This is a genomic window from Leucobacter sp. L43 (assembly GCF_016597785.1).
GTDB classification, from domain to species: Bacteria; Actinomycetota; Actinomycetes; order Actinomycetales; family Microbacteriaceae; genus Leucobacter; species Leucobacter alluvii.
The window spans coordinates 207,861-231,647 of record NZ_JAENJG010000003.1 but is presented as its reverse complement, the minus strand read 5'-3'; the positions used below and the strand labels follow the sequence as shown (position 1 = coordinate 231,647).

The 23,787-nt window shown below is 64.2% G+C and carries 19 protein-coding genes and 2 tRNA genes; 8 read left to right on the top strand and 13 right to left on the bottom strand.

Going from position 1 to position 23,787, the window contains the following annotated elements; genetic code table 11:
- Window positions 1–25: 25 nt before the first annotated feature.
- The 4 genes from JE033_RS13110 to JE033_RS13095 form a co-directional block, all read right to left on the bottom strand.
- Window positions 26–757, bottom strand: a complete 732-nt coding sequence (locus JE033_RS13110) for a hypothetical protein (RefSeq protein WP_200332202.1) — start codon at window positions 755–757, stop codon at window positions 26–28.
- Window positions 758–791: 34 nt separating this feature from the next.
- Window positions 792–1,466 carry a DUF4190 domain-containing protein gene (locus tag JE033_RS13105; RefSeq protein ID WP_200332200.1) on the bottom strand — a complete coding sequence of 225 codons (675 nt, stop codon included), beginning with the start codon at window positions 1,464–1,466 and terminating at the stop codon, window positions 792–794.
- 34 nt (window positions 1,467–1,500) lie between these two features.
- Window positions 1,501–2,280: a hypothetical protein gene (locus tag JE033_RS13100; protein WP_200332198.1), complete on the bottom strand. Its 780-nt coding sequence runs from the start codon at window positions 2,278–2,280 to the stop codon at window positions 1,501–1,503.
- 382 nt (window positions 2,281–2,662) lie between these two features.
- Complete coding sequence (locus tag JE033_RS13095) at window positions 2,663–8,029, bottom strand: SdrD B-like domain-containing protein (protein WP_200332196.1); 5,367 nt, start codon at window positions 8,027–8,029, stop codon at window positions 2,663–2,665.
- A 693-nt stretch (window positions 8,030–8,722) separates the two neighbouring features.
- Here JE033_RS13095 and JE033_RS13090 point away from each other — a divergent pair.
- The 7 genes from JE033_RS13090 to JE033_RS13060 all read left to right on the top strand — a co-directional run bounded on the left by JE033_RS13090 (window position 8,723) and on the right by JE033_RS13060 (window position 15,044).
- Window positions 8,723–10,720, top strand: a complete 1,998-nt coding sequence (locus tag JE033_RS13090; protein WP_200332195.1) for an LPXTG cell wall anchor domain-containing protein — start codon at window positions 8,723–8,725, stop codon at window positions 10,718–10,720.
- A gap of 68 nt (window positions 10,721–10,788) precedes the next feature.
- Window positions 10,789–12,231, top strand: a complete 1,443-nt coding sequence (locus JE033_RS13085) for a SpaH/EbpB family LPXTG-anchored major pilin (protein WP_200332194.1) — start codon at window positions 10,789–10,791, stop codon at window positions 12,229–12,231.
- A 152-nt stretch (window positions 12,232–12,383) separates the two neighbouring features.
- A complete protein-coding gene (locus tag JE033_RS13080; RefSeq protein ID WP_200332193.1) occupies window positions 12,384–13,259 on the top strand; it encodes a class C sortase in 876 nt (291 codons plus the stop codon).
- Window positions 13,256–13,429, top strand: a complete 174-nt coding sequence (locus JE033_RS13075) for a hypothetical protein (RefSeq protein ID WP_200332192.1) — start codon at window positions 13,256–13,258, stop codon at window positions 13,427–13,429. Before JE033_RS13080 ends, JE033_RS13075 begins: the two co-directional genes overlap by 4 nt.
- A 93-nt stretch (window positions 13,430–13,522) precedes the next feature.
- Window positions 13,523–13,852 carry a hypothetical protein gene (locus JE033_RS13070; protein WP_200332191.1) on the top strand — a complete coding sequence of 110 codons (330 nt, stop codon included), beginning with the start codon at window positions 13,523–13,525 and terminating at the stop codon, window positions 13,850–13,852.
- Window positions 13,853–14,180: 328 nt separating this feature from the next.
- On the top strand, window positions 14,181–14,723 hold the full coding sequence (locus tag JE033_RS13065) for a hypothetical protein (protein WP_200332190.1): 543 nt from the start codon (window positions 14,181–14,183) through the stop codon (window positions 14,721–14,723).
- Window positions 14,724–14,813: 90 nt separating this feature from the next.
- Complete coding sequence (locus tag JE033_RS13060) at window positions 14,814–15,044, top strand: hypothetical protein (protein ID WP_200332188.1); 231 nt, start codon at window positions 14,814–14,816, stop codon at window positions 15,042–15,044.
- A 74-nt stretch (window positions 15,045–15,118) separates the two neighbouring features.
- Here the strand turns inward: JE033_RS13060 and JE033_RS13055 are convergent.
- Window positions 15,119–15,192 (bottom strand) — tRNA-Met (locus JE033_RS13055).
- Window positions 15,193–15,227: 35 nt separating this feature from the next.
- Window positions 15,228–15,299, bottom strand: a tRNA-Thr gene (locus JE033_RS13050).
- Between the two features lie 130 nt (window positions 15,300–15,429).
- Here JE033_RS13050 and JE033_RS13045 point away from each other — a divergent pair.
- Entirely contained in the window at window positions 15,430–15,921 is a 492-nt protein-coding gene (locus JE033_RS13045) for a hypothetical protein (protein WP_370567968.1), read from the top strand.
- Here JE033_RS13045 and JE033_RS13040 read toward each other — a convergent pair.
- The 7 genes from JE033_RS13040 to lysA all read right to left on the bottom strand — a co-directional run bounded on the left by JE033_RS13040 (window position 15,906) and on the right by lysA (window position 23,772).
- A complete protein-coding gene (locus JE033_RS13040) occupies window positions 15,906–17,222 on the bottom strand; it encodes a dipeptidase (RefSeq protein WP_200332186.1) in 1,317 nt (438 codons plus the stop codon). The genes JE033_RS13045 and JE033_RS13040 overlap by 16 nt on opposite strands.
- Window positions 17,219–18,001, bottom strand: a complete 783-nt coding sequence (locus JE033_RS13035) for an ABC transporter ATP-binding protein (RefSeq protein WP_370567967.1) — start codon at window positions 17,999–18,001, stop codon at window positions 17,219–17,221. Before JE033_RS13035 ends, JE033_RS13040 begins: the two co-directional genes overlap by 4 nt.
- Complete coding sequence (locus JE033_RS13030; protein WP_200332184.1) at window positions 17,998–18,810, bottom strand: ABC transporter ATP-binding protein; 813 nt, start codon at window positions 18,808–18,810, stop codon at window positions 17,998–18,000. The genes JE033_RS13035 and JE033_RS13030 overlap by 4 nt, the downstream gene beginning before the upstream one ends.
- Window positions 18,807–19,682, bottom strand: coding sequence for an ABC transporter permease (locus tag JE033_RS13025; RefSeq protein WP_200332182.1), 876 nt, complete (start codon window positions 19,680–19,682; stop codon window positions 18,807–18,809). The genes JE033_RS13030 and JE033_RS13025 overlap by 4 nt, the downstream gene beginning before the upstream one ends.
- Window positions 19,679–20,752 (bottom strand): ABC transporter permease, encoded by a 1,074-nt coding sequence (locus tag JE033_RS13020; protein WP_200332180.1) that lies wholly within the window; start codon window positions 20,750–20,752, stop codon window positions 19,679–19,681. Before JE033_RS13020 ends, JE033_RS13025 begins: the two co-directional genes overlap by 4 nt.
- 58 nt (window positions 20,753–20,810) lie before the next feature.
- Complete coding sequence (locus JE033_RS13015; protein WP_200332178.1) at window positions 20,811–22,382, bottom strand: ABC transporter substrate-binding protein; 1,572 nt, start codon at window positions 22,380–22,382, stop codon at window positions 20,811–20,813.
- 76 nt (window positions 22,383–22,458) lie between these two features.
- Window positions 22,459–23,772, bottom strand: coding sequence for a diaminopimelate decarboxylase (lysA, locus tag JE033_RS13010; RefSeq protein WP_200332176.1), 1,314 nt, complete (start codon window positions 23,770–23,772; stop codon window positions 22,459–22,461).
- Window positions 23,773–23,787 lie beyond the last annotated feature (15 nt).

The following is a 23,787-nucleotide window of genomic DNA, read 5'->3' as shown; positions in this document are numbered from 1 at the left end:
GACTCTCCTGGTGGGGCAGAACCGCTCACGGGTGCGTGATGGTGAACGTCTGGCTTTCTTCGAGCACCGGGTTGTCGTGGTCGAGGCCGTCCTCGGTCTCCGGCGTCAGAGTGATTGCCACCTCGTAGGGGGTGTCGAGGTAGGGCACCACGCGTGCGTTGGAGAAGGAATGACCCGCCTCCAGCTCGCTGATATCGGAGTGCGAGTTCCAATCGATGGAGCTGTAGAAGGCGCCCAGGCTGTCTCGCCAGTCCACTGCGCTTTCCACCTCGTGCAGGCCCATGAACGGCCACCCGTCGTTGTCGATCGACATGCGCAGCCCCGAATCGCCGATCGGGAGGGTCGCGTCGGTGACGTTCGTGATGACCGCGTTGAGCACCACGACAGGGGAACCCGCGGGAACGAGTGATTCGCCGGTATCGGGGTGCTCGACGCCGTCGTCTTCTGGGGCCTCGCCGAATGCCGTGGCGTAGAGGTCGACACGTACGCTGTCGTTTTCGTAGGTCGTGAGCAGTTCGCCATCAGTGTTGATCGGCTTCGACCAGCCCGCCGGGGTGACGTCGGAGTCGGTCTTCTCGGTTTCGGCTTTTTCCGGGACCTTCGGCTCGACCTTCTGCTTCGCGTCTTCCGTCGTCGTCACGTCGCCGGTCGAGGGCGCGACGCCCTCGGTGGCGTCGGGCGCACACCCGGCGAGAGCGATGACGAGCCCGGCGCTCGCTGCGACGAGGGCTATGGGGCGGAGCGTGTGCTTCTTCATGCGTGTTCCTTACGTTGTACAGGTGTCAGTAGTGTCAGAGAACGTCATCGCCGTAGGCGGAGCACATGACGTACTCATCCGTGAGCGCAAGCGTGAAGTCGTCGGCGAGCTGATCGTCGATGTCAGCGCTTCCCGATTCGAGCAGGCTCGCCACGCCGGCGTACGTTGCGGCATTGGAGCTCTCGGATTCACTGAGAAAGCGAAGCGCCGCGAGAGCTTCGCTGTCGGCGTGAGCGGCGGAGACGTCGATTTCGAGGAGTTCATCGACCGCGTCGCAGACGTTCTCGAAGTGCGGTGACGCGAATTCGTTCTCGAGTTCATCCGGCGGAACGATTTCCACGGTGTCGCCGGCGATCGGGTCAAAGTCGCGCTGAATGTCGTAGGCCTTCTCGAATCCTCCGTTGAGCAGCAGGGACGTCGTCACAATCGTCGCGATGATGGCGGCGACCACGTTGACGTAGCCGATGATCGTGCCTGCGAGCGCGAACCCTCGACCGCGCTTCGGCTGCTTCTTGAGCTGCCGCAGGGCGATGTGCCCGCAGATGATCCCGGCGAGTCCGACGAAGAATGAGGCGATGAAGGCGACGATCGCCAGTGGATTGAATGAGGTGTCGGCGCCCTGGGATGCGCTCCCGGGGGCGAATGCCACCGTTTCGGATTCGACTGTGCTCTGGGCGGCGAGAGGCTCGCCGGAAGAGGGGGAGGTCATGTCAGTTCTTCCTGTGCGTGGGTGTGGAGATGTTTCAAAGCATGGCGTGGGAGCGAGAACCGCTGTGCGGCCGCGCCTGCACGGGCGTTCCGTCGATGTACCTCGGCCAGGCGAGCACGGCATTGGCGGGCAGTGCGGCGAAGTCGGGGGTGCCGCTCGAGGTCGCGCGCAACGGAGTGCCATCGTGCAGTGTGGGCCACATCAGCGGCAGCCGATGCGACGCCACTGGTTGGGGCGCCCGGGGGCTGTCCCGGGGCTCGCGCGAACTCATCACGACTCCGGTGAGGAGTAGCGCGACCATGCCGAATGCTGAGAGCAACGCGGTTGCCGCCCATATCCTGCCGTAGAGGTCGAGCTCGAGCAGATGCTTCCCCCACGTGTGCAGCGAAATCGTCAGCAGCACCGCGGCAGCGGCTCCGGTGACACCGGTGAGGGCTCCGGTGAAGACTGTCAGCGGGGTGTTCCATTTGCGGAGCATCACTCGAATGAGGTCGACATACAGAAGCACCAGCCTCACGAAGACGAGCGTCGCGGGATGGGCGAACCACACGATCATGGGCCCGCCGATGTCTTCGGCCCAGATGTCTGTCACCCAGAACGCAAGCAGAAAGACACTGGAGCAGTACGAGATCGTTCTGAACCATGGCGGGCGCCACTTGCCGATCAGCGTGTCGATCCAGACCAGTCCGGTGAACACCGCCACCGCGAGCACGGAGTCGAACGCCCGCTCGAACCCGGACTCCCCATCGATGAGCATCGCCACCACGGAGTAGACCGCGCAGGTGAGCACTGCCACGAGCAGCAGGGAGGACACGAAACGGCCCGCGGGCCTCGCGGCTCGTGTGGCGTTCTCGAGCGAAGGCGCATCCGCGGTTGTGTGTTCAGGTATCGGCGTGCCTGCAGGCGTCGTCGTGTGCTCGGGCGCAGAGATGGGAGGTGTCGTCACGGGTATCGTCGGGGCCTGTTCGTCGTTCCGGAAGCATGAAGAGCGCGGCGTGGTACCTGGCACAGCAACCCGTTCGCGCTCGCATAACGGTACGTCGGTCACAACGGCGATCCCGTGGTTCCGTCGACGAACCCGCAGATGAGAGGATGAATTGCGGTAGGTGAAACGCGATTCCGTGCACAGGCTCCTCCGAGATACAGCAATCGAGGCCCGGCGCGTTCGGTAAACGCTCCGGGCCTCGAGTTGCCGCTCATTCCATGCGCTGCCGCATTCGACGAACGGCGAGGATGACGCCGCCTCCGATCAGGAGCGCTGCCGCCAGGCTGACGCCGATCCAGGGCAGCGGCCCGCCCGTGATCGAGAGCCACGGTCCCTCGCCCGGATCTTCGGCGCCCCCCGCTGCGACGGGGTGTACGGTGGCGCACTCGCGATCCGGGTCGCACGCCGCACGGGTGTCGATACTGGTGACCGAGTTGGCAAGGGTGCTGTTGCCTCGCCCATGGGCGGTGACGCTGTACGTCACGGTGACGCGATCCTCGGGTGCGAGATCTCCGGTCCAGTGCAGCACGCCGTCCGCAACATCGACTGTTCCGCTGCTGGCTGTCGCATCGTCGTTGTAGCTCGCGTCGTCGAGCACGTCGGCCAGATCGTCACTCACGGTCGCGTCTCGCACACGCCCCTCACCACGGTGTTCGATGGTGAGTGTGTATGTAACGGATGCACCTGCTTGAATCTCAGTACCAGAGGCCGGGTCCGACGCCTTGGAGTAGACGAACATTCCGGCCCCGAGCGTGAGTACGGTTTGGCAGCCGGTGTCCGTTGCGCATGCGCCGCGACCGTCGGTGGCTGCGACGGCGTTCCGTATGACGTCATCGCCCCCGCCCGTAACGGTGACGGAATACGTGATATCCACCTGTTCACCGCTTGCGAGGTTGCCGGTCCACCTCAGCACGCCGCCTTCGACGCTCACCTCTCCAGCGGTTGCGGCGGCGTCCGCGTTGTACTCGGCGTCGTCGAGCACGGCAGCGAGGTCGTCGACGATCCCGGCGCCCGCGACCGCTCCGCCGCCGTTGTGCTGCATCGACAGGGTGTACGTGATGCGATCCCCCACCGAGACCTCAGACCCCGATGCGGGATCGCTGGTCTTCGAGAACGTGTAGGCGCCGGGGAGGATGTCGAGCGCGGACTCGCACCCGACGCTGTCGTCGCACTGACCCCGCTCGTCGCCCGACGTCGCCGCATTGCGCACGGAGAGATCTCCATCGCCCGTGATCGTCACCGAGTAGGTGATCGTCACTGCTTCCGCAGCGCTGAGGTTACCGGACCATGTCAGCACACCATCGACGTACGTCACGCTTCCAGCCGAAGGTTCGACGTCTTCGTTGTACTCCGCGTCGTCGAGCACGTCGGAGAGATCGTCGGTGATCGTGGCATTGCGCACGTCACCGGCTCCGTTGTGCCGAACCGTGAGGGTGTACGTGACGGTGTCTCCGACCAGAACGCTCGAACCGGACTCGGGGTCGGAGGTCTTCGCGTAGGTGAAGGCGCCGACGCCAACGGGTGCCACATTCTCCGAGTCTTCGTCGGTGACGGTGTTGCCCCGTGGGCTTTCACCGCTGACGCTCGCCGTGTTCGCGATGAGTCCGCCGTCATCGCTGAGGTCTGCAGCGGTGACGGTGTATTGCGCGGTCCAGACCACGCGTTGGCCGGGCTCGAGCGCCTCGGGGGTGCCGGTGGACTGATCCTCATCGATCACCAGAGGACCGTTGAGGGTGATGTCGTCGCCCTGCGGGTTCGTGAAGGATTCCTCCTGCAGTGCGATTTCTTCGAGCGTCGTCTCTCCGGTGTTCGTCGCGGTGAAGGTGTACGTGATGGTCTCGTCGGCGTCGACGCCGTTCTGCGGGTCCGCCGTCTTGACGAGTTCGATGGCCGAGCGAGAGATGCCCGCATCGATCGTCGCGTCGGACATTCCCGGCGTGATGATCACCGGTACCGTCACACCATCTCCGTCAGCGTTCGAATCGAGCGCGGGGTCGTCGCCCGCTTCGGTGATCGTGAATTCATACCCGTTCTCTTCGAGGGCCTCGGGCATATCGAAGGAGACCGTGTACCCATCGGCGTCTGAGGCGCGCAGATCAGCGAACTCGTACCACCCGTCGGCGTCGGTCGACGTCGTCGCGATGACGGCGTTTCCGAGGTCATCGGTACCGCTCAGTGAGACATCCGCTCCAGGGACACCGGTTTCATCCTCGTCGTGTATCCCGTTGCCGTTGGCGTCGAACCAGAAGTAGTCGCCGATGGAGGATCCGACCACGTTGGTCGTCGCGAAGATCGGGCCGAGCTCGCGGATCGATCCCACCGCTCCGTCGTCGGTCTTGAGCACGGCCTCGCCGCGAAGCACATTGATGTAGCGGTCGCCCGGAGCGTTGCCGCGCGGGGTCATGACGACGGTCGAGGAGAAGTTCGATGCGCCGTTGAAGGCTCCGTCGACCTTCCATCTGAGTGCGGTCACGGCGCTCAGATCGGCGGGTCCGCTGTCTCCCCACTCCGCCCAGTTGTCGGGGTTCACCACGTGCGGTGCGCCGTCGGGGTTCGTGCCGCCGACCGAGTTGCTCGCGTGGTCGGGGTCGATGGACAGTTCACTCGCCGGGGTCGTCGAGTAGTAGACCGTCACGCCCGCCGGGATTTCGACGGATCGAAGGTCGAGCGTGCCGGAGAAGTCGGATGCGGGCTGCCCGTCGTCGGGCTCGGTGTCGACGCCACTGGCGGGAAGGATGTCGACGAGGTCGAGGTTGAAGACGTTCGCCTCGGGCCCGATGTTGGCTCCGCCGATCGTCCACGAGATGTCCTCGGTATTCGCGGCGCCGGTGTTGTTGACCTGCACCTGGGGAGTCGCGGGAGTCTTCTCGATCTTCACCCCGGCCGGGTTGATGATGCGAATCGTCTGGCTGTCCGTGCGCAGACTCTCATCGGAATTGTCGCCGACGGCGGAGATTCGCGCCCGGTTCACGTACTCCCCGGGTGCGGAGAGACTGCTGATGCGAACCGTGTACTCGACGGGATCGATCATCTCGTCGGTGCTGCGGGGGCCGAGATCCCAGCGCACGTAGTTCTCCTCGGCAGCGCACTCGAGTGCCCCCTCCACGGGCGCGGTCGTGTACGAGTAATTGGAGTCGAGCAGGATCTGGGAATCCGGCATGCAGTCTTCGATCCAGAGGTTGCTCGTGCTGCCGGTGGTTTCACCGGCGAGGATGTACGGCTGGATCCGGAACCGTCGTCCCTGCCCGGCCGTGGTCTCGGTGTTGCCCGAGGTCCAGTTGCCGTCATTGCCCAGAATCTCCTTGTTGATCGAGGAGTTCAGGCTCGACACGATGTGCCGGTCGCCTTGATCCCCGCTGTTCGTCGCGGGATCGTAGGTGCTCGTCGCCCACGGGCGCTGCGAGATCTGCTCGAGCGTTTCGTTGCCGGTGACATTCGTCGTGGAGTACCAGTCGACGAAGTTCGGAACGATATCGCCGGGTTCGAGATCGTCAGCGGCGGTCAGCCCGATGGATACGCCATAGCGCGTGGTGACGGCGTGATCGAGCGGCATCACCGCCATCCACCGCACCTGATTCACGGCGGTGTAGACGCCCTCGGCGGCCTTCTCGGGGTCGTTGCCAGGCACATCCGCAGGATCGGCGAACCACTCGCCCTGGCCGCAGTTGCCGCCGGCGGTGCCCGTGGAGCCGTTGGAGTACTGCGCCGTGAGCTCGGGTATGGCGCTGGCGCCCGGGGCCAACCAACCATCGCCGGCATCAGCCCCGCTCACCCATACGGGTGCGCCGTTCGACGGAATCGTCTGCGCGAATCCGCCCTCGGGCGTTGCCTGACTCCCCGGCCAGTTCCGCGCCTTGAGATGCAGCTTCGTTCCGTCCCAGTAGTCACAGCCGGCCATGAGCCGCTCCGATTCCTGGTCAACGATCGGTGCCGGGGAGTAGAAATTCATGCTGATGGTGTCGCCCCCCGGGAAGAGCTGCCCGTCGCCGTTGTCTCGACCCGTGGTCCCCGGAGGGCCCTGGAAGAAGTAGGGCCGGTAGTCGGCGGCCGACATGTTGCCTGCGGCACCCGGCACCCCTGCGAAGTACTTCTCCTGGCCGACCCCTGCCGTGATGCTGAGCTCGACCGTGCGAGTGTTGTTCGCCTGGTCGTCCCACGCCGCGTCGTTCTGGTTTCCGGCGATGTCGCGGACGTTGAAGTCGGTGAACGTGTTGGTGACGTTCAACTTCCAAGCACTGGCGCCGGTCTGTGTGCCGTAGTCCCGAATCACGGAGTTCGGCACTTCGAAGCGCAGAATGCCAGATGCTACGGCGGCACGGTCTGCCGGGATGGCGATCCCTCGAACGCCTTCCGACGGATAGGTCCAGGCGGTCGTGTCGGGGTTGTCGAAGGTGACGGCGATGTCGGTGCCCGGTCCGCCTGCCTGCGTGCAGCTCATCGTGCCGCTGTCGCGCACGGAGTTGTGCGGTTCTCCTTCACGGTCGCCCGTGCCGATTCTGGCCCAGGGAGTGTCGTCGTACGCGATCGTGGGGGCATAGCAGTCGCGCAGTCGCGCGCCGTTTTTCTCGAGGTCGTCGACGGAGACGCCGTAGAGCGACTCCGGGGAGACATCGTCGACGAGCGAGATCTGCGTGGCAGGGCTGGCACCCGCACCCGCGAAGGGGAGGGAGACGTTGATGGGGAACGCGAACAGGCGGCATGCGATGGTCCTGTCCCACGAGCATTCACGGGCGCCTGCGGAAACGGTGCTCGAATTGGGAGTGGCGCGGTACGCGTTCTTCGAGACGTCGTATCGGGGCGCGGCGACGACGCTCGCGGTCGCCTCAGCCGTGACTGCGGCGACCTGGTCGGAGCGAATCGCGGCGACGGCCGTGAGGGAGGTTCCGGCAGGCACTTCGGGGCGCACCCGGATTTCGAAGGGGAAGTCGAAGGTGGTTTCCGGGCCGACGAACTCGGGAGTGAGCTTGCAGGTCAGGGTCTGGGCCGGCAGCGATTCCCACGATGAAGCGGTGATCGGCGCCGCCGGCTCGGGGAGCGTCTGCGGATCGAGCGAGCTGCCCGACGCGTCGCAGTACTGAGGCAGGGAGACGAACTGGGCGCCCTGCGGTGCATTGACTTGGACAACCACGTCCGTTTGCGCTTCGGTACCGTGCTGCGTGGCTTTTGCGGTGACCGTCCAGATGTCATTGGTGCGAATGAGGTCATTCGTGGTACTCCCGTCGAGGGGATCATTCACGGCATCGTCGACGCCCGTCTTGCTCTGCAGAGCAATCTCGAGGGTTTCATTGGCGAACGGCGCGATGTCATCGAGTGGCGCCGCCGATTCCGGTTCCTGTGATCGCTGTGGCTCCTGAGGCTCCTGAGGCTCCTGAGATTCCTGTGCCCCCTGCGACTCCTCGACGTCCGATTCGGGCGTCTCGACCGCGGGGGGCTCCGTGACGACGGTATCGTCTGCGGGGCCCTCGAGCGCCGCTACGGGCGCTGTACCGATGCCGGTCAGGCCGAGGGCGAGCGCCGCGACGGCGGCCGTCAGCGCAGCGAGTCGTGCATGGGTTCGTAAGGTTCGCCGCTCCGACATGTCGCGGTACTCCGTTTCACTTGGTGTGAGTCTGTGGTGGACGCGTGAAGACACTCCGGGGCCAGACAGTCGAGTCAACTGCCGTGCTCACGCTCGCGAGCGGGCTCAAGGTTCGGGTCTCAGAGGTTCCGACCATGGAGTACCGCCCCATCTCAACTGGAGGTGTCGAGCCTCGGCGGCCTGCGGCGCTCAGGAGCGCAATGCGCGGGTCAGGCTGCCTGACACCGTGATGCGCCCAGTGTAGATTTCGATTTCGCCGCCGACTAGGGCGACTTTGGCCTCGCAACAGTAAGCAGATCAGCTGGGGTGGACTCACTCGCTGCGGATGTTCAGTAGTCGATTTGCTCCATTTACGTAGCACTCTGCGTCTGATTCAGTATCCATTGAATGGTGATCCAATTGACGCCGAAGCACGAGGGTTTCCGTTCCGCAAACACTGCGTTCACGCGCATCATCTACTGACTGTGCGATCACAGGGAGCCGCCTCAGGCGAATCTCCCTGCAAGCCGCGACCCGCCCTACTTCAAACGCCCTCGCACGAGCGCAATTCCGCACTTCGCGCACTGAACCGCGCAGCCAAGGACCACAAACCGCGAATGTGGACCATGCGTCACAGCATCCTTGATGATTGTGCAACCGATCATCTCCCCTTCACCCCGCCAGTTCCCCCTCCTATTCAGGCGGAGGTCCGCGATGAAGAACACTGCCACGCGAGGCAAGCGCCTCTCGCAGCTCGTGGCAGCGATCGCCTTCGCAGCGCTCGCACTCCCCGCGCTCGCGCCACCGCCTCCGGCGCACGCGGCAGAGACGATGACCAGTTGCTCCACGGCTGACCCGGGCTCAGGCAAGTACGCGGAGACCCTCTGCTGGATCGACTTCTCAGGGTACGACCACTACCAGGCGATCAGCTCCGAGGGGCAGAGGATGTCACTGCCCCTGCCCGGAGGCTGGAGCGCGTCGTTCGTATTGAAGACCACCGGGCATCCTTTGCACGCGACCCCGTTTCCAACCGACATCAATGCGTACTTCGGAAACGAGAACTACACCGGAGTGGCCGGATCCGCTGCACTCCTGCAGGACGATTGGAACCCCTTAGAGAAGGTCGATCCAATCGAATCGACCATCGCCATTGAGAACGTGGTGGTGAGTGACGCCTCGGGCACGCCAGTGCAGGGTTATTCGCTGGTGAGTGCGGATGCGGAGACCACCGACCAGCAACCTGATACGGGCAAGAAGGAGACGATCACCTGGAGGTCGAGTGATCCCATCTACGCGATCTCGGGTGACGGTGACGCGCTGGGGAACGCGTGCGGCGGCGAGCTCATTTTTGACGACCCGTACACCGTGATCTGCGATGGCGGGGATACGAAGGTCGAACTTCGTACGGGCGCCGCCATCGTGGCATCAGCCGCCTCCGAACGGATGACGCAGACGTTCTACGCCGAACGGGGTGTGGAAGCCGGCGCGTTCGGGTTCTTGATCTCTCAGGTGGAGCTGAGCAAGCAAGTGGAATCGCGCTACGGCGATGACAACTTCACGGTCAACGTCAGCAACGCCGATGGCAACGCAATCCCCGCGACCGCGGAAACGGGGCCGACGGGCGCTTTTGCGACCACCGGGCGTCAGAACATCCCGGTGAAGCTGGGCGGTTCTCCCGCGGATTTCAGCGAAACGAGTACCGGGCGCCTCGAGAACTACAGCGCCTCATGGGCCTGCACTCGAAATGGACAGGAAGACACGACGCTTCCGGTCGGCACCAGCGGGGGCTACGCACAATCCATCCACGTCGGTCTCGGTGATCTCGTCTCGTGCACCATCACCAACGCTGTGAAACCCGCGGGCATCGAGCTCGAGAAGTTCGTGGACCGGATTACGGACGTGAACGCGAATGAGCTCCACGACATCGGTGACCTCATTCATTACTCGTTCAGAGTCACCAACACTGGAGAAATTCCGGTCAGAAACGTTCTCGTAAACGACGCCATGCTCGCCGAAAGCGGGATCGAAGTGAGTTGCCCCATCAGGGCACTCCAGCCGGGCGAGCAACTCCGTTGCATCGCCACGAGCGGGTACGCCGTCACACAGGATGACCAGGAAGCCGGTCGCGTTGCGAACACCGCAATCGCGACTGCTTCGCCCGATGGCATCCCGAACGACATCGAGTCCAATGAGGCGAGCACGGACACCCCGCTGACGGCTGCGCAGCCGGCGATCGAACTCACGAAAGAGGTCGACCAGTCGACCGCCGCAGTCGGTGACACGGTCAACTACACCTTCACCGTGACGAATACCGGGAATGTTCCTCTATGGCGGGCCCAGATCACAGAAACAGACTTCACCGGGAGCGGTGAAATGAGCACGATCACCTGCCCGCCAGGCGGGTTCTGGCCTGGCGAGAGCGTGCGGTGCACGGCGACGTACACGATCACGATGGACGATGCTTTCGCGGGCCGGGTCACGAATACCGCAGTCGCAAACGCCTCGACGAGCCCGTCGGGGGCACCCGAAGTGACGTCCCCCGAAGACTCCGCTGAACTCGAGGTTCCGCCGAACACTTCCTCGTTCCAGCCCAAGCTTCCGATGACTGGAGCGAGCGCAGAGACCATCGTGCTGATCATCGGTGCCACCGCAGTGCTCGGCTTGCTCGCAGCCGCATGGTGGATGACCCGTACGAGGCGACGGAGCGAATAGGACTGTTCCGCACCATCGTGCCCAACCCCACTTTTACACCCCAACGAAACAGGAAAGGTAACAAGACCATGCGAGGATCACACCTCAAGCGAAGCCTCCTCGGCGTCGCTGCTGCGCTGGTCGCAGTCTCGACTCTCGGTCTCGGCGCCGCTACGGCGAACGCGGCCCCGGGCAACGTCGACCCCGACCGCATCGGTTCGATCACGGTGAACAAGTTCACCCAACCCGATAACCCGGGCTCCGTGCCCGGCGACGGGAGCAAGCTCGACAAGCTTCCGGCCGGCGCCCTCCCCATTGAGAACGTTGAGTTCTCGGTCACCCCGGTCACCGGCCTGGATCTCAGCGTGCCCGCGAACTGGGAGGGGCTCGGCGAGATGACGGTCGACGCGGCCCGCGCACTCGGTACGGGCTCGGCGACGACCGCGACCACCGCGGCGGACGGCGCGCTCACGTTCTCCGGTCTTCCCGTCGGGCTCTACATCATCGAAGAGACGGACATCTCGGGCGGCCTGATCGACGGCGAACCGGCGAACATCACCGCACCCGCGGCTCCCTACCTCGTGGCCCTGCCCACGGTGATCAACGATCAGTGGGTATACGACGTGCACACCTACCCGAAGAATTCGACCAACGCCGTTGAGAAGCAGCTCATCGACCCCGGAACGCCGGATTACGCCAAGACGCACCGGGCGTGGAGCATCACTGCGACGGCACCGAAGCTCGGCCAGGGCGACGTGCTCAAGGCACTCGCGCTCTCCGACACGCTGGACGCCCGACTGAGCTTCGAGTCGATCGCTGATGTGACCTACGCAAGCGCCGCACTCGTCGAAGGCACCGACTACACCGTCGAGGCGCAGGGTCAGAAGGTCACGCTCTCGCTCACCGCGGCCGGACTTGCGCGCGTAGCCGACGACTCGGGCCAGCCACTCGCCTACACGATCCACACGAAGGTCCTCGACCTCGGCGATGACGGCGTCATCACGAACGATGTCGAGTACTACACCAACCTCAATGACATTGAGAAGCTGATCGAGTCGGACCCCGCGGTCAGCGAGTTCGGCAGCATCCGCATCGACAAGGCCGATGGCGCAAACAGTCAGGCACTTGCCGGCGCGAAGTTCAGCGTCTACGCCACCGAGTCTGACGCGCGCAACAAGACGAACGCGCTCGTGAACGATGCGGGTGAGACCGTCTTCACCACTGACGACAATGGTTCGACGCTCATCCCGAGCCTCGCCACTGACTCGGCCACGCATCAGCGCGACTACTGGGTCGCTGAGATCGAGGCCCCGGCAGGGTACGTACTGCTCGCTGACCCCATCAAGGTCACGGTGAAGACGGCGGGCACTGCCACCCCGACGGTGCAGGTGGTGGAAAACCAGAAGGCGATCCTCCCGAACCTGCCCATCACCGGTGGAGCCGGAACCGCGATGCTCACGCTCGCCGGCCTCCTCGTGCTCGGCGGCACGGCCTTTGCGGCGACGCGCATGAAGCGCAAGGCGACGGCGTAACCGCACCCGTCTCGTTGGTGGGCGATCGGAAGCACGGCTTCCGGTCGCCCACCAACGCGTTCACATCTCTCAGCAGACACGGAATGTTCACCATGCAGCAGCGCAGTATCCGGACGAAAGCAAAGGATACGGGGATACCGACCCGCTCCCGCGTGGTCTTAGTCGTTCTCGTTCACCTCGGGCTGTTGCTCCTGCTGTACCCGCAGATCGCTGCGTGGTTCTCCCAGGGAAACCAATCCGCAGTGGGAACCGATTACTCCCACACGGTGTCAGGGTTGCCCGACGCGCTACGGCAAGAAACGCTTCGTTCAGCACGCGAATACAACGAGCACCTCGGCTACAGCGGAGCCTACGATCCGTTCACGATGTCGGTCGACGACATCGAATCAGACATGTACCGCACGTATATGCAACAACTCGAGGGCCTGCCGACCGGCGTCATGGCCCGAATTCGCATTCCCGAAATCGATGTCGATCTCCCCGTTCTCCACGGCACGACGGACTCCGCCCTCCTCCAGGGCGTCGGTCATCTCTTCGGCACGGCGCTTCCCGTCGGCGGGCCGAGCACGCACAGCGTGCTGACCGGGCACTCCGGACTCGCAAAAGCGGCGCTCTTCACCGATCTTCATAAGCTCGACGAGGGCGACCAGTTCTACATCGACGTGTACGGCGAGACTCTCGCCTATCAGGTCACGAGCACCGAGGCGGTGCTCCCCACGGAAACCGAATCGCTCGCTGTGGAGCCGGGCGAAGACTTCATCACTCTCGTCACGTGCACCCCCGTCGGCATCAACTCGCACCGCCTCCTCGTGCACGCGGAGCGACTCACTCCGACACCGCCGGCTGCGGACCCCGCTCAGAGCCCCGAGCTTCCCGGGTTCCCTTGGTGGGCCGTGATCCTCGGGGCGACCGTTGTCGCGAGCAGCGCCTACATCGCGCTCGGCGCCAGGGCCCAGCGTCGCGCTCGACGGGGCGACGAATCAGACCTGAAGACACGCTCGATCAGCACGGAAGAGGCACTCGCATGACACACTTCGCCGCCTGGCACTCCCTGTTGCAGCACTCCCAAGATGCTCCCGAACTCGTGGAGCGCGGCGTGGACGCCGGTCTCCCCGCCTACGTGTTCACCGCCCTCGGTGCGTTCGTCCTCATCGGCGCATTGCTTCTGTGGTGGCTCATTCGACGCTCCCAGCGGTGACCCCACGGTGACCCAACGTCGACAGCCTTCCGCCGGATCGGGTTATAGGCTCGGGATCGGGGGTGGAGATAAAACCGAAAGGACTCCATACCAATGGGAAAACTGTTGCACGACGGCAATGAATACGAATTCGAAGACCGCTTGCTCGCGCATCTGAAGTTCGTCATCGGACAGAAATTTAAGAAGCAGGAGTGCTTCTTTCTCAGTTGGGACATACCATCGGTGCGCGGGAACAGCCTCGTCTCCGTGTGGCTCAGCCCGTACATTCCGGTCACCTTCCACTTCTCCGGCAGCCGGGAGCCGCAGATGAGCAAGGCATGGGTTCACGCTCTGAACGCTCTCTCTCACGGGTCTCGCGGCCTCGTCGCAATGAGTGAAGAAGCAGCGGAGCAATACGTCAAGAAGAATCCCGATCTCATGTGAGTGATTCGCCCTTCGAGGACGGGCCCGCACGGTGCCGGCTCGTCCTCGGTGGGGCTGGCACAGATGCATGACTACCGGTCGCGCGCGCAGAACGCACCCAATTCCAGCGAGCAGATACGGCTTTCGTGCAGGCCAGCACGCAAACGCGCGATGACGCCGCTGCGTCGACGGGGACGAGTGCTGTACTTATCGGCGGCACGCATGAGCGTCGGTCTGCCGTATCCGGGGCACGATCAGCGCTCGCCGAAGCCGGACGCGCTCGCACTGCATACACGCGTGGTGGACCGTCAACCGAACCATTGCACGAATACGTCGAGAGTTAGATCGCATGCTGATAGAGAGCTGCCCCGAAGGGGAGACCGCGCGTCGGAGTGCAGCGGATGATCTCGTCGATACCGAGTCGTTCGCTCCACCCTGGACCGACTCGTCTCGCGTGCTCTTCCAGGGCGCCTTCGACCGACTGTGGGAACTGCGTTGCAGGTCCATTCTCGAAACCGTCATCGACCTTCGTGCACTCGAACCACTCGTGCTGCTTCCCGACGACATCCAGCTCGACCACTACGGGAGCCTGTACGAGACGATCTACGGCGATGCCGCCCTCGATGTACTGGCTTCACTCACCACGGGCGAAACAGAAAGTGCCCGTGGCCGTTTCCTCTTCATCGATCTCGAGCCCGTCATGCTTCCGCTCTGCACAGAGTTCGACGTCGCCCTGCACCGACTGCTGCACACTGGGAGGCCTGGCCTCCCGATGATCGGCGTCGCCACGTCGCGTCCGGAGTGCATCGCCATCACCGGCTTCGATCACCTCACCGACCAGACGATGCCGTGGCGCGACAGCGGCACGGCCCGTTCTTCGACTGCGTGCTGACCGGGATGCCGAGTGCGCGGCCCCCAGGGGTCTGCGTCTTCTCGAATGCAACCCCAACCCCATCCCCTGCCCCGAGACTGGAGTGCCTTCGTGACCGCCATCATCGCTGCTGCCGTGTACTGGGTTCCCTGGCTCGGATGCCTCTTAGCCGTCGCCATCGGAGCGACCATCGGCATCCGACTCCTGGTGAAGCAGAACACCGAGCTCTCCAACGTGGTGAAGTCGATTGCGGCTACGAACGACCAGATGCTCTACCGTCTCGAATACGTGGACGCGCGCCTCGCTGAACTGGAAGCCGGTCCCCCGGCCGAGGCGAAATAACCGGAGCACGTCGGCCACCTCCTCCGGGAACCAAGAAACCCCCTCCGAAGAGGGGGTTTCTCAGAGACTCTCTGTAGCTGAGGCGGGGCTCGATCCCGCGACCTCACGATTATGAGTCGTGCGCTCTAACCAGCTGAGCTACTCAGCCAAACTGGCCCGCACGAGTGCGAGCCAGAGAGTCAGAGCCCCGACCGGGATTTGAACCCGGGACCCCTTCCTTACCATGGAAGTGCTCTACCACTGAGCTATCGGGGCGTGGCCACCGTGCGATGACAACCGTTAGAGAATAGCACTGTTCGCGGCACAAAGTGAAATCTGGTTGGCTAGTACTGCGCACCCGGGCGGGTCTTCTGCCGGAGGTGCTGAGCACAGGTGAGGAGCAGGCGTGCGGAGCTCGGTCGTAGTCGTCGTCGGAGTGGTATTGGCGCTGTGGATGGCGGCCGGCCGCTGGCTGTTCGGCATCGGTGGCAGCCTGACCTGGTGGTACCTCCCGACGATCGGGTTGGTGTTCGTCTGGTTGCAGGTGTGGCAGGCGCGCCGGCTACGCGTGACCGCATCCCGCGGGCGTCGCACGAGCCGGAGCACGATCGTCACGCTGATCCTCGCGTGGGTCTGCGCGATCGGTTTCGGCCTGACCGTTCCTGACCGCGTCGGCGGCGGCCTCGTCTCCATCCTCAGCCTCGCAGGGGGTTCCGCGTTCTCGGCGGAGATGTCGCTCGCGCTCTGCAACCCGTTCGGCATCCTGGCGTTCACGCTCGCGATCGCCTCGCTCGCATTCGCGTATGCGGATGCCCGTGACCCGAAGCCGGAGGAGGACGAGCACCTGGACGAGCACCCGGGTGGCGGCACGGCCATGATGGCTCACCCGCTGGCGTGATCGATGCGCTCATGGTGGAAGTCGCCGCCTGACGGCCACATCGGCTCCGTGGCCAGGTCTTCTACCTCGCGCATCACGCGAAGAATGTTCTCACCAGCGAGCTTGGCGAGGTCCGATTCCGACCATCGTCGGCGCATCAGCTCCCCGAACAGCCGTGGATAACTACTGACATTCTCGAGCCCCTCGGGGAAGACTCGAGACCCGTCGTAGTCCCCGCTCACCCCGAGGTGCGCGATCCCGAGCTGTTCACGGGCGGCATCGAAATGATCGGCGACCTGCTGCAAGGTGGCGGCCGGCATGGGATTGCTGGCGTACCAGCTCGCCAGCAGCCTTCGCTGCTGCTCCGAGATCGGAGATTCCTTGGATCGCAGGTCCCGCACATTTCGAGCAAGCGTGTCGACGTGCGTTTCGGCGGGCTTCGGAGCACTGGGGAACAACGGCTTCGTTCCGAGCACGTACTCCTCGTTATCCGGTTCGATCTCGAGCTGCAAGCAGCGTGCGCGTCGTTCGGCGTCCCACTCGGCGACCTGTGCGGATACGAACTCCGGCACGAAGGTCAGTTGCAGCACGCCGCCGTTCCCGACCAGCGCGGAGAGCACGACGTCCGAGACGTTCCTCGGGTGATCCGTGAGGCGCCGAAGCGACGAATGCGAGAAGATGACCGGGGCCTCCGTGACCCCGATCGTCTCGAGCTGCGTCGATTCGGCCGTGTGCGAAAGATCGACGATGAGACCGATCCGGTTCATCTCCCGAATGATCGCCTCCCCGTGCACATCCAGACCGGAATGCGGGTGCAGCCCGGTCGCGGACGCGGCCCACTCCGTGTCGTCGTTGTGGGTCAAGGTGATGTATCTGACGCCCAGCCGGGCGAACATCCGCAGCGTTCCGAGCGACCCGGCGATCGAATGCCCGCCCTCGATACCGATCAGCGAGGCGACCCTTCCGCGTTCGAACTGGGCGACGGCTTCGTCGGCGGTGAAAGCGATGCCCAACTTGTCGGGATAGCGGTCGACGAGGCGGTACACCGCGTCGATCTGCTCCAGTGTCGCGACCACCGCATTCGGCTCCGCGAGGTATGACGGAACCCAGACCGACCAGAACTGCCCCCCGATGCGACCACGACTGAGCCTCACCAGATCGGTGTGCGTATCGATACGTTCTTCATCGAGGCCGTCGACCGAGTATCCGCTGACCTTGCGCAGCATCGAAGGCAGGTCGTTGTGGCCATCGATCAGCATATGCCGCGAGAGGAAGCTGTCCGGCTCGACCATGACGTCGACGCCGTGTGCGAGGCCAGTCACCCGGGAAGCCTGCCCATTCCATCGACCGCGGGAATGGCGGCGAGGAGCTTCTGGGTGTAGGGCTCCTGCGGATCGTTCCAGATCTCGGCCACGGGTCCGCGCTCGACGATTCGACCTCGTTCCATGACGGCGATGCTGTCTGCAACGACTCTCACCACCGCGAGATCGTGTGAGATGAACAGCAGAGCCGCGTCGCTCTCCAGAGCCAGTCGCCGCATCAGCAGAGCGATCTTCGACTGGAGCGACGCGTCGAGCGAGGCGATCGGCTCGTCACCGATGAGCAACTCCGGCCCAGCTGCGATCGCCCGAGCGATCGCGATCCGCTGCCGCTGGCCGCCGGAGAACTCGTGCGGAAACTTCTCCCCGGCCGCGCGGTCGAGCTCCACCTCAGTGAGCAGCTCAGCCACCGTCCACCGGGCACTCCCGGTGATGGCCCTGAGGCCGTCTTCGATCTGACTGCTCACGGTGCGTCGAGGGTTGAGAGACGCATAGGGATTCTGGAAGACCATCTGAATTCCCATGAGTTCACGAGGTCTGCGCCGGTTCTTCAAACGACGAACCGTCGTCCCATCGAATCGGATGCGACCTGAAGTGGGCGTCTCGAGCCCGCAGATCGCGCGCGCGAGCGTCGACTTACCGCACCCCGATTCGCCGACGAGCCCGAGCACCTGACCGCGTTCGAGTTCGAAGGAGACATCGTTCGTCGCGATCAGCTTTCCGAGACCCGGTCGCCGGTACGTGACCGTGACATTCTCGACCGAGAGCAGTGATGAGCTCACAACGACTCCAATCCTGTAGTTGTGGCGACGCGCGTCGGCGCTGCCGCCGGCAGCGAATCGATGAGCGACCGCGTATACGGTTCCTTCGGGTCGGTGATGACCTGGTGGCACGTGCCCGATTCCACGACCTCTCCTCGGCGCATCACAATCAGGGAGTCGGCGACAGCCGACATCACTCCGAGATCGTGACTCACCAGCAGAATCGCGAGACCGTATTCGTCGCAGAGCTCGCGCAGCAGGCGCAGGATCCCCGCCTGAACGGTCACGTCGAGTGCCGTCGTCGGCTCATCCGCGATGAGCACCTGAGGCCGGCAGATCATCGCGATCGCGATCGCGATCCGTTGCAGCTGCCCGCCTGAGAACTCGTGCGGGTACTTTCTGAGTGCCGCGGCCGGTTCGGGAACGTGGAGCGAGGCGAGCAGGTCGATCGCTCGGCTGCGGGCTGCCTGACGCGTCATGCGCTCGTGGAAGCGGAGGTGATCGGTCAGCTGATGCTCGATTCGCAGCATCGGGTGCAATGACGCGGTCGGATCCTGAAAGATCATGGCGATGTCGGTGCCCCGATGGGCATTCATCGCCCGTTCGGAGAGGCCGATCAGGTTGCGGCCCGCGAATTCGACCGTGCCACCGCGCTCAGCCCCCTTGGGTTGGAGCCCGCAGATCGAGAGCCCGGTCATCGTTTTGCCTGAGCCTGACTCACCGGCGAGGCCGGTGATCTGCCCGCTCGGCACATCGAAACTGATTCCCGAGACGATCGGAGTACCTCCGATTCGCAGTGTCAGATCCCGTATCTGCAATCCGCTACTCACAGTCGACCTCCCTTGATCTGCTTCGCCGTCGACGGATCGAGCGAGTCCCGCAACGAGTCACCGAACAGGTTGAAGGCGACGACGACGGTGAGGATCGCGAGGCCGGGATACAGCGAGATCCACCATGCCGAGAAGTGGTGCACGCCCTCGGAGACGGCGGCCCCCCAGTCGGGAAGCGGCGGAACCGCTCCAAGACCCAAGAAGGAAAGACCCGCGAGCTCGAGGATGGCGGTGCCGACGTTGAGCGCTCCGAGCACGAAGAGCGGAGATGCCACGTTCGGCATCACATCTCGTCGGAGCGAGGTGAACGGCCCCGCGCCGAGCATGCGCCCCGCGATGACGTAATCATGCTTCCTCGCGACGATCACGAGGGATCGGGCGACCCTGGCATAACTCGGCCACGAGACGAACACCAGAGCGATGAAGGCGTTCGTCAGGCTCGGCCCCAGCGCTGCGGCGATGACCATGGCGAGGATGATCGAGGGGAAGGCGAAGACGATGTCCGTGATCCGCATCAAGATCTCGTCCACGGCTCTGCCGAAGTACCCGGCGACCGCTCCGACGATCGTTCCGATGATCATCGAGGTCACGACGATCATGAAGGCGAGGGGCAATGACGTGCGCGCGCCGTACAGCACGCGCGACAGCACGTCACGGCCGACGGCGTCGGTGCCCATCAGGTTCGTATCGTTCGGCGGTTGCAGGCGTTCGAAGTCGTCGGCCAGCGGGTCGAATGGCGCTAGCCATGGAGCGGTCGCCGCGATGAGAAGCCATACCAGCACGATCCCTGCGCCGATGTACCCGAGCGGTGAACGCAGGGCAGTGGGCACGCGCAGGCGCGATGCTCGTTTCGGTGCTGCTGCGATCGTCATGTTGTCCTCGCTCTGGGGTCGACGAAGCCGTAGACGATGTCGACGACGAGATTGACGCAGATGTAGGTGATGCCGACGAGCAGACCGACGCCCATGACTACGGGAAGATCGAGTTTCGTCGCCGCGTTGTACGCGAGTTCGCCGATGCCGTGCCAGGCGAACACCTGCTCGGTGAGCACTGCGCCGGCGAGCAACGACCCGAAGGCGATGCCGACGACCGCGATGATCGGCACGAGCGCGCCACGGAGCACGTATCGGAAGATGACCACACGAGGCGGCAGCCCTTTCGCGCTCGCGGCCTTGACGTAATCCATGTTGAGCACCTCCAGCACGGACGACCTCGCGAACCTCGTGAGCAAACCGATCACCCCGAGCGCCAGAACGGAAGCGGGCATCACCAGGTGCAATACGGCATCGCCGAACGTCGTCCAGTTCCCCACGAGTAGGGCGTCGATCGTGTAGAAGCCGGTCACGCGGGGTGGTGGCATGGTGAGCGGCGACAACCGGCCCGAGCCCGGCAGGATGCGGAGCTGGAAGAAGAAGAAGAAGTACACGATGATCGCCAACCAGAAGGTCGGCACCGAGATCCCGATGAGGCTGACGACACGGATGAGGTGGTCCGTCGCCCTCCCGCGACGCAGTGCCGCCCACAGACCGAGCGCAACGCCGATGACGATCGCGACGATGATCGAAGCGGCTGCGAGTTCGGCGGTCGCCGGGAATGCCGAGACCAGTTCCTTCGCGACCGGCGCCTTGGTCTGCGTCGACGTGCCGAGATCCCCCTGGAAGAGGTTCGACATATACGTGAGATATTGCACCGGAAGCGGTTGATCGAGTCCCATGTCTTCGCGGAACTGCTCCACGATCTCCGGATTGCCCGAGGCTTGCTCGCCGAGCGCGGCCTGTACCGGATCCCCGGGAACGAGGTTCGCCAATGAGAATGTCACCAGCGTCACCCCGATCGCGAGGATGACAGCCATGCCGATCCGCAACGCGATGTACCTCACGAGCGGAGGAAGTGCCCACCGGCGACTCCGCAGTTGATCATCGCGCGCAGACAGGGTGATCATGACCTCAGTCGGCGGTGCCTGCGCCAGTGGCCCAACGTCCTCGGCGTCCAATACGGGTCTAGGCATAGCGGATGCTTGACAGATCGATCGTCCAGACGAGGTTCGAGTCGACCGACGCGATGGCCGGATCGGCCACGATGTGCAGCGCGGGCTGCAGCAGCGGGATGAACGGCCCCTCCTCGTTCAGTGCGACCTGGAGGTTCTGGAAGGCCTCGCCGCGCTCGTCCTCGCCCGACGCCGCGACTGCTGCTGCGCGCAGGTCGTCGATGTTCTGCGATGCCCCGGCCTGCCACATGGCGCGTGATCCGACGTTCTCACCGGGCAGGAAGACGAAGTAGTTCGAAGGATCCGGGAAATCGGCTCCCCATGACCAGATCCCCATCTCCTCTTTGCCGTTGCGGTAGTTGTCGAGTTCAGTCGCTTCGGGTGCCGGCGCCAGTGCGACGTCGACGCCGAGGGCCTTCAGGTCGGACTGCACGCTGAGCGCGATCGGCTCGAGAGCGATGCCGGCGACCGTCGTGTCGTTCGCGTAGTGCAGGGTTACCGTTTCGCCGGCATATCCCGATTCCCCGAGCAGCGCTTTCGCAGCATCGAGATCGAGGCTGTTCCCGTCTTCCGCGGGCAGGGAGCCCAGCAGGCTCGTCGGCACCAGGCCGCCGGGACGCTCGGCCCCATCCCCGCCCAGCGCGAGGATCTTGTCGTAATCGATCGCCGACTTCACGGCTGCCGTGAACTTCGGATCGGAGGTCACTGCGCTCACCGCGGGGTCCTGATTCAACATCATGTACGCCGTGTAACGCGACGAAGCCGTTTCAATGTTGAGCTCATCGGGATTCAGCTCCGCGATCTGATCCGGGTTCAGGTCGATGGCGATCTGGGATTCGCCGGACTGCACGTTCAGCTTCTGCGTCTCGCCGCTCACGTTGCGGAGCACAATGCGCGAGGTTTCCGATGCTTCGCCGCCGAACTCGGGGTTCGCCGTCAGCACGATCTGGGACGTCGCGTCGAAGCTCTCGAGCACGAAGGGCCCGGATCCCGCGGAAGTCTCGTTGAGGAACGACTCGGCGGTGTCCTCGCTGTCGGCGGATCCGCCGTTCTCCTGAAGCACCTTGGAATTGACGATGCCGAGACTCGGGTTGGGGAGCAGATAGACGAGCGTCGGATTGGCTTCGGCAGAGGTGAGCGTCAGTGTGGTGTCTGAGGTCTTCTCGACCTCGACGCCGTCGAGCATGAACGAGGGGTTGCCCGCGATCTCTTTGACACGATTGAGCGAGAAGACGACGTCGTCAACAGTGACGGGAGAGCCATCTGAGAATGTGGAGTCGCCCTTCATCGTGAGGGTCACGACCCGATCCTCGTCGGAGAGCTCGTAGCTCGCGAGCCCGTCGACGGGCACAGATACGTCGTCGCCATCGAAGGTCAGGAGCGTTTCGTAGAGCACATGATTGACGATGGAGCCGGTGGGCTCGAATGAACGCGCCGGGTCGAGCGTCTTGATGTCGAACGACGCGTCCACGACGACCGACTTCCCTTCCTCCCCAGCTCCGGACTCAGCGGCGCTCGAGCACGCGATCAACGTGCTCGAGAGGACGAGGGCTGCGGCAGCAGCCGCTATGCGGGTGGGTTTCATCGGGTTACCTCGTGTTCATCGGCGGTGCGGAACTTCAGTGTTCGGAAGCCAGGGATGCTGGGGGTCTGTGGCGCTGTCACGCCGCCGAGATCGAGGGCGCGTGCAACGCGAGCAGATCCTCGTAGGTTTCACGTCGCGTTACGAGCCGCGCCGTGCCGTCGTGTACGAACACGATGGCCGGACGGAGCGCTCCGTTGTAGTTGTTCGTCATCGAGTACGAATAGGCTCCAGTCGAGGCGAGTACGACGAGATCTCCGACCCGCGCCGCCGGCATGGGCGCTCCATCGACGAGCAGGTCTCCCGACTCGCATTGCCGGCCCACCAGCTGCACGGTCTCGGTCCAGGCCTCGCCGAGTCGATCAGCCAGCAGCGCTTCATACCGCTGCCCGGTCAGCGCGATATCAAGCTGATCCGCCATCCCCCCGTCGACGGCCACGAACGTCTTGACAGCCCGCTTGACGGAGAGGATGCGGTAGAGCGTGACTCCGGCACGGGCGACGATGGATCGCCCCGGCTCGATCATCAACTTCGCGTCGGCCGGCAGCTTCGCCTTCGCCTCCGCAACCACCGCATCGAGGTAGGCCTCGACGGTCGGCGCCTCTTCGGCGTACGTGTATTTCACTCCGAGCCCGCCCCCGACGTTGTAGATCGGAAAGCGACCGATGCGCGACACGCGGTCCACGGACTCCGCGAACTCGGCGGTATTCAGAATCTGCGACCCGATGTGCAGATGGATTCCTTCAAACTCCATCAGCGGATGACGCTGCATCCGGGCCACGACGCGCTCGAGCTCCCCCAACGGGACCCCGAACTTCGAGTTCTCACCGCCCGTCGCCTGAGAGGCGTGCGTCTCGGCCTCGACGCCCGGGATGACTCTCAGGAGGAGCCGTTGCGGCTGCGTGAGGAGACGGTCGAGACGATCCAACTCGTCTTCGTTGTCGACGATGATCGTGCCGACGCCGGAGGAGAGCGCAAGTTCCAGTTCTGCTTCACTCTTCGCGTTGCCGTGCATGTAGATGCGTTGTGGATCGACGCCTCCGGCGAGTGCCAGCTGCAGCTCACCGCCGCCGGCGACATCGATCGCGAGCCCCTCCTCGTGCGCGACGCGGTACATCTCGACAATCGGCAACGACTTCGACGCGAAGAGCACCTCGGAATTCGGCCAGCGAGCAGTCAGGCCATCCGCGAGCCTGCGCATCTGGCGCCGCAGGCCGCTCTCATCGATCACGTGCAGGGGGGTGCCGTATCGTTCGGCCAGTTCAGCCACTGCGACCCCGCCGACGACGAGCCGACCAGTATCGTCGCTCCCCGCTTCTTCGGGAAGAATGCTCCACAGCTCTCCGAGTCGCGTTCCCGACGGGTCGGTCTTCTCCACTGCGCTGCGCGTCATCCGTGTGTGTCTCCT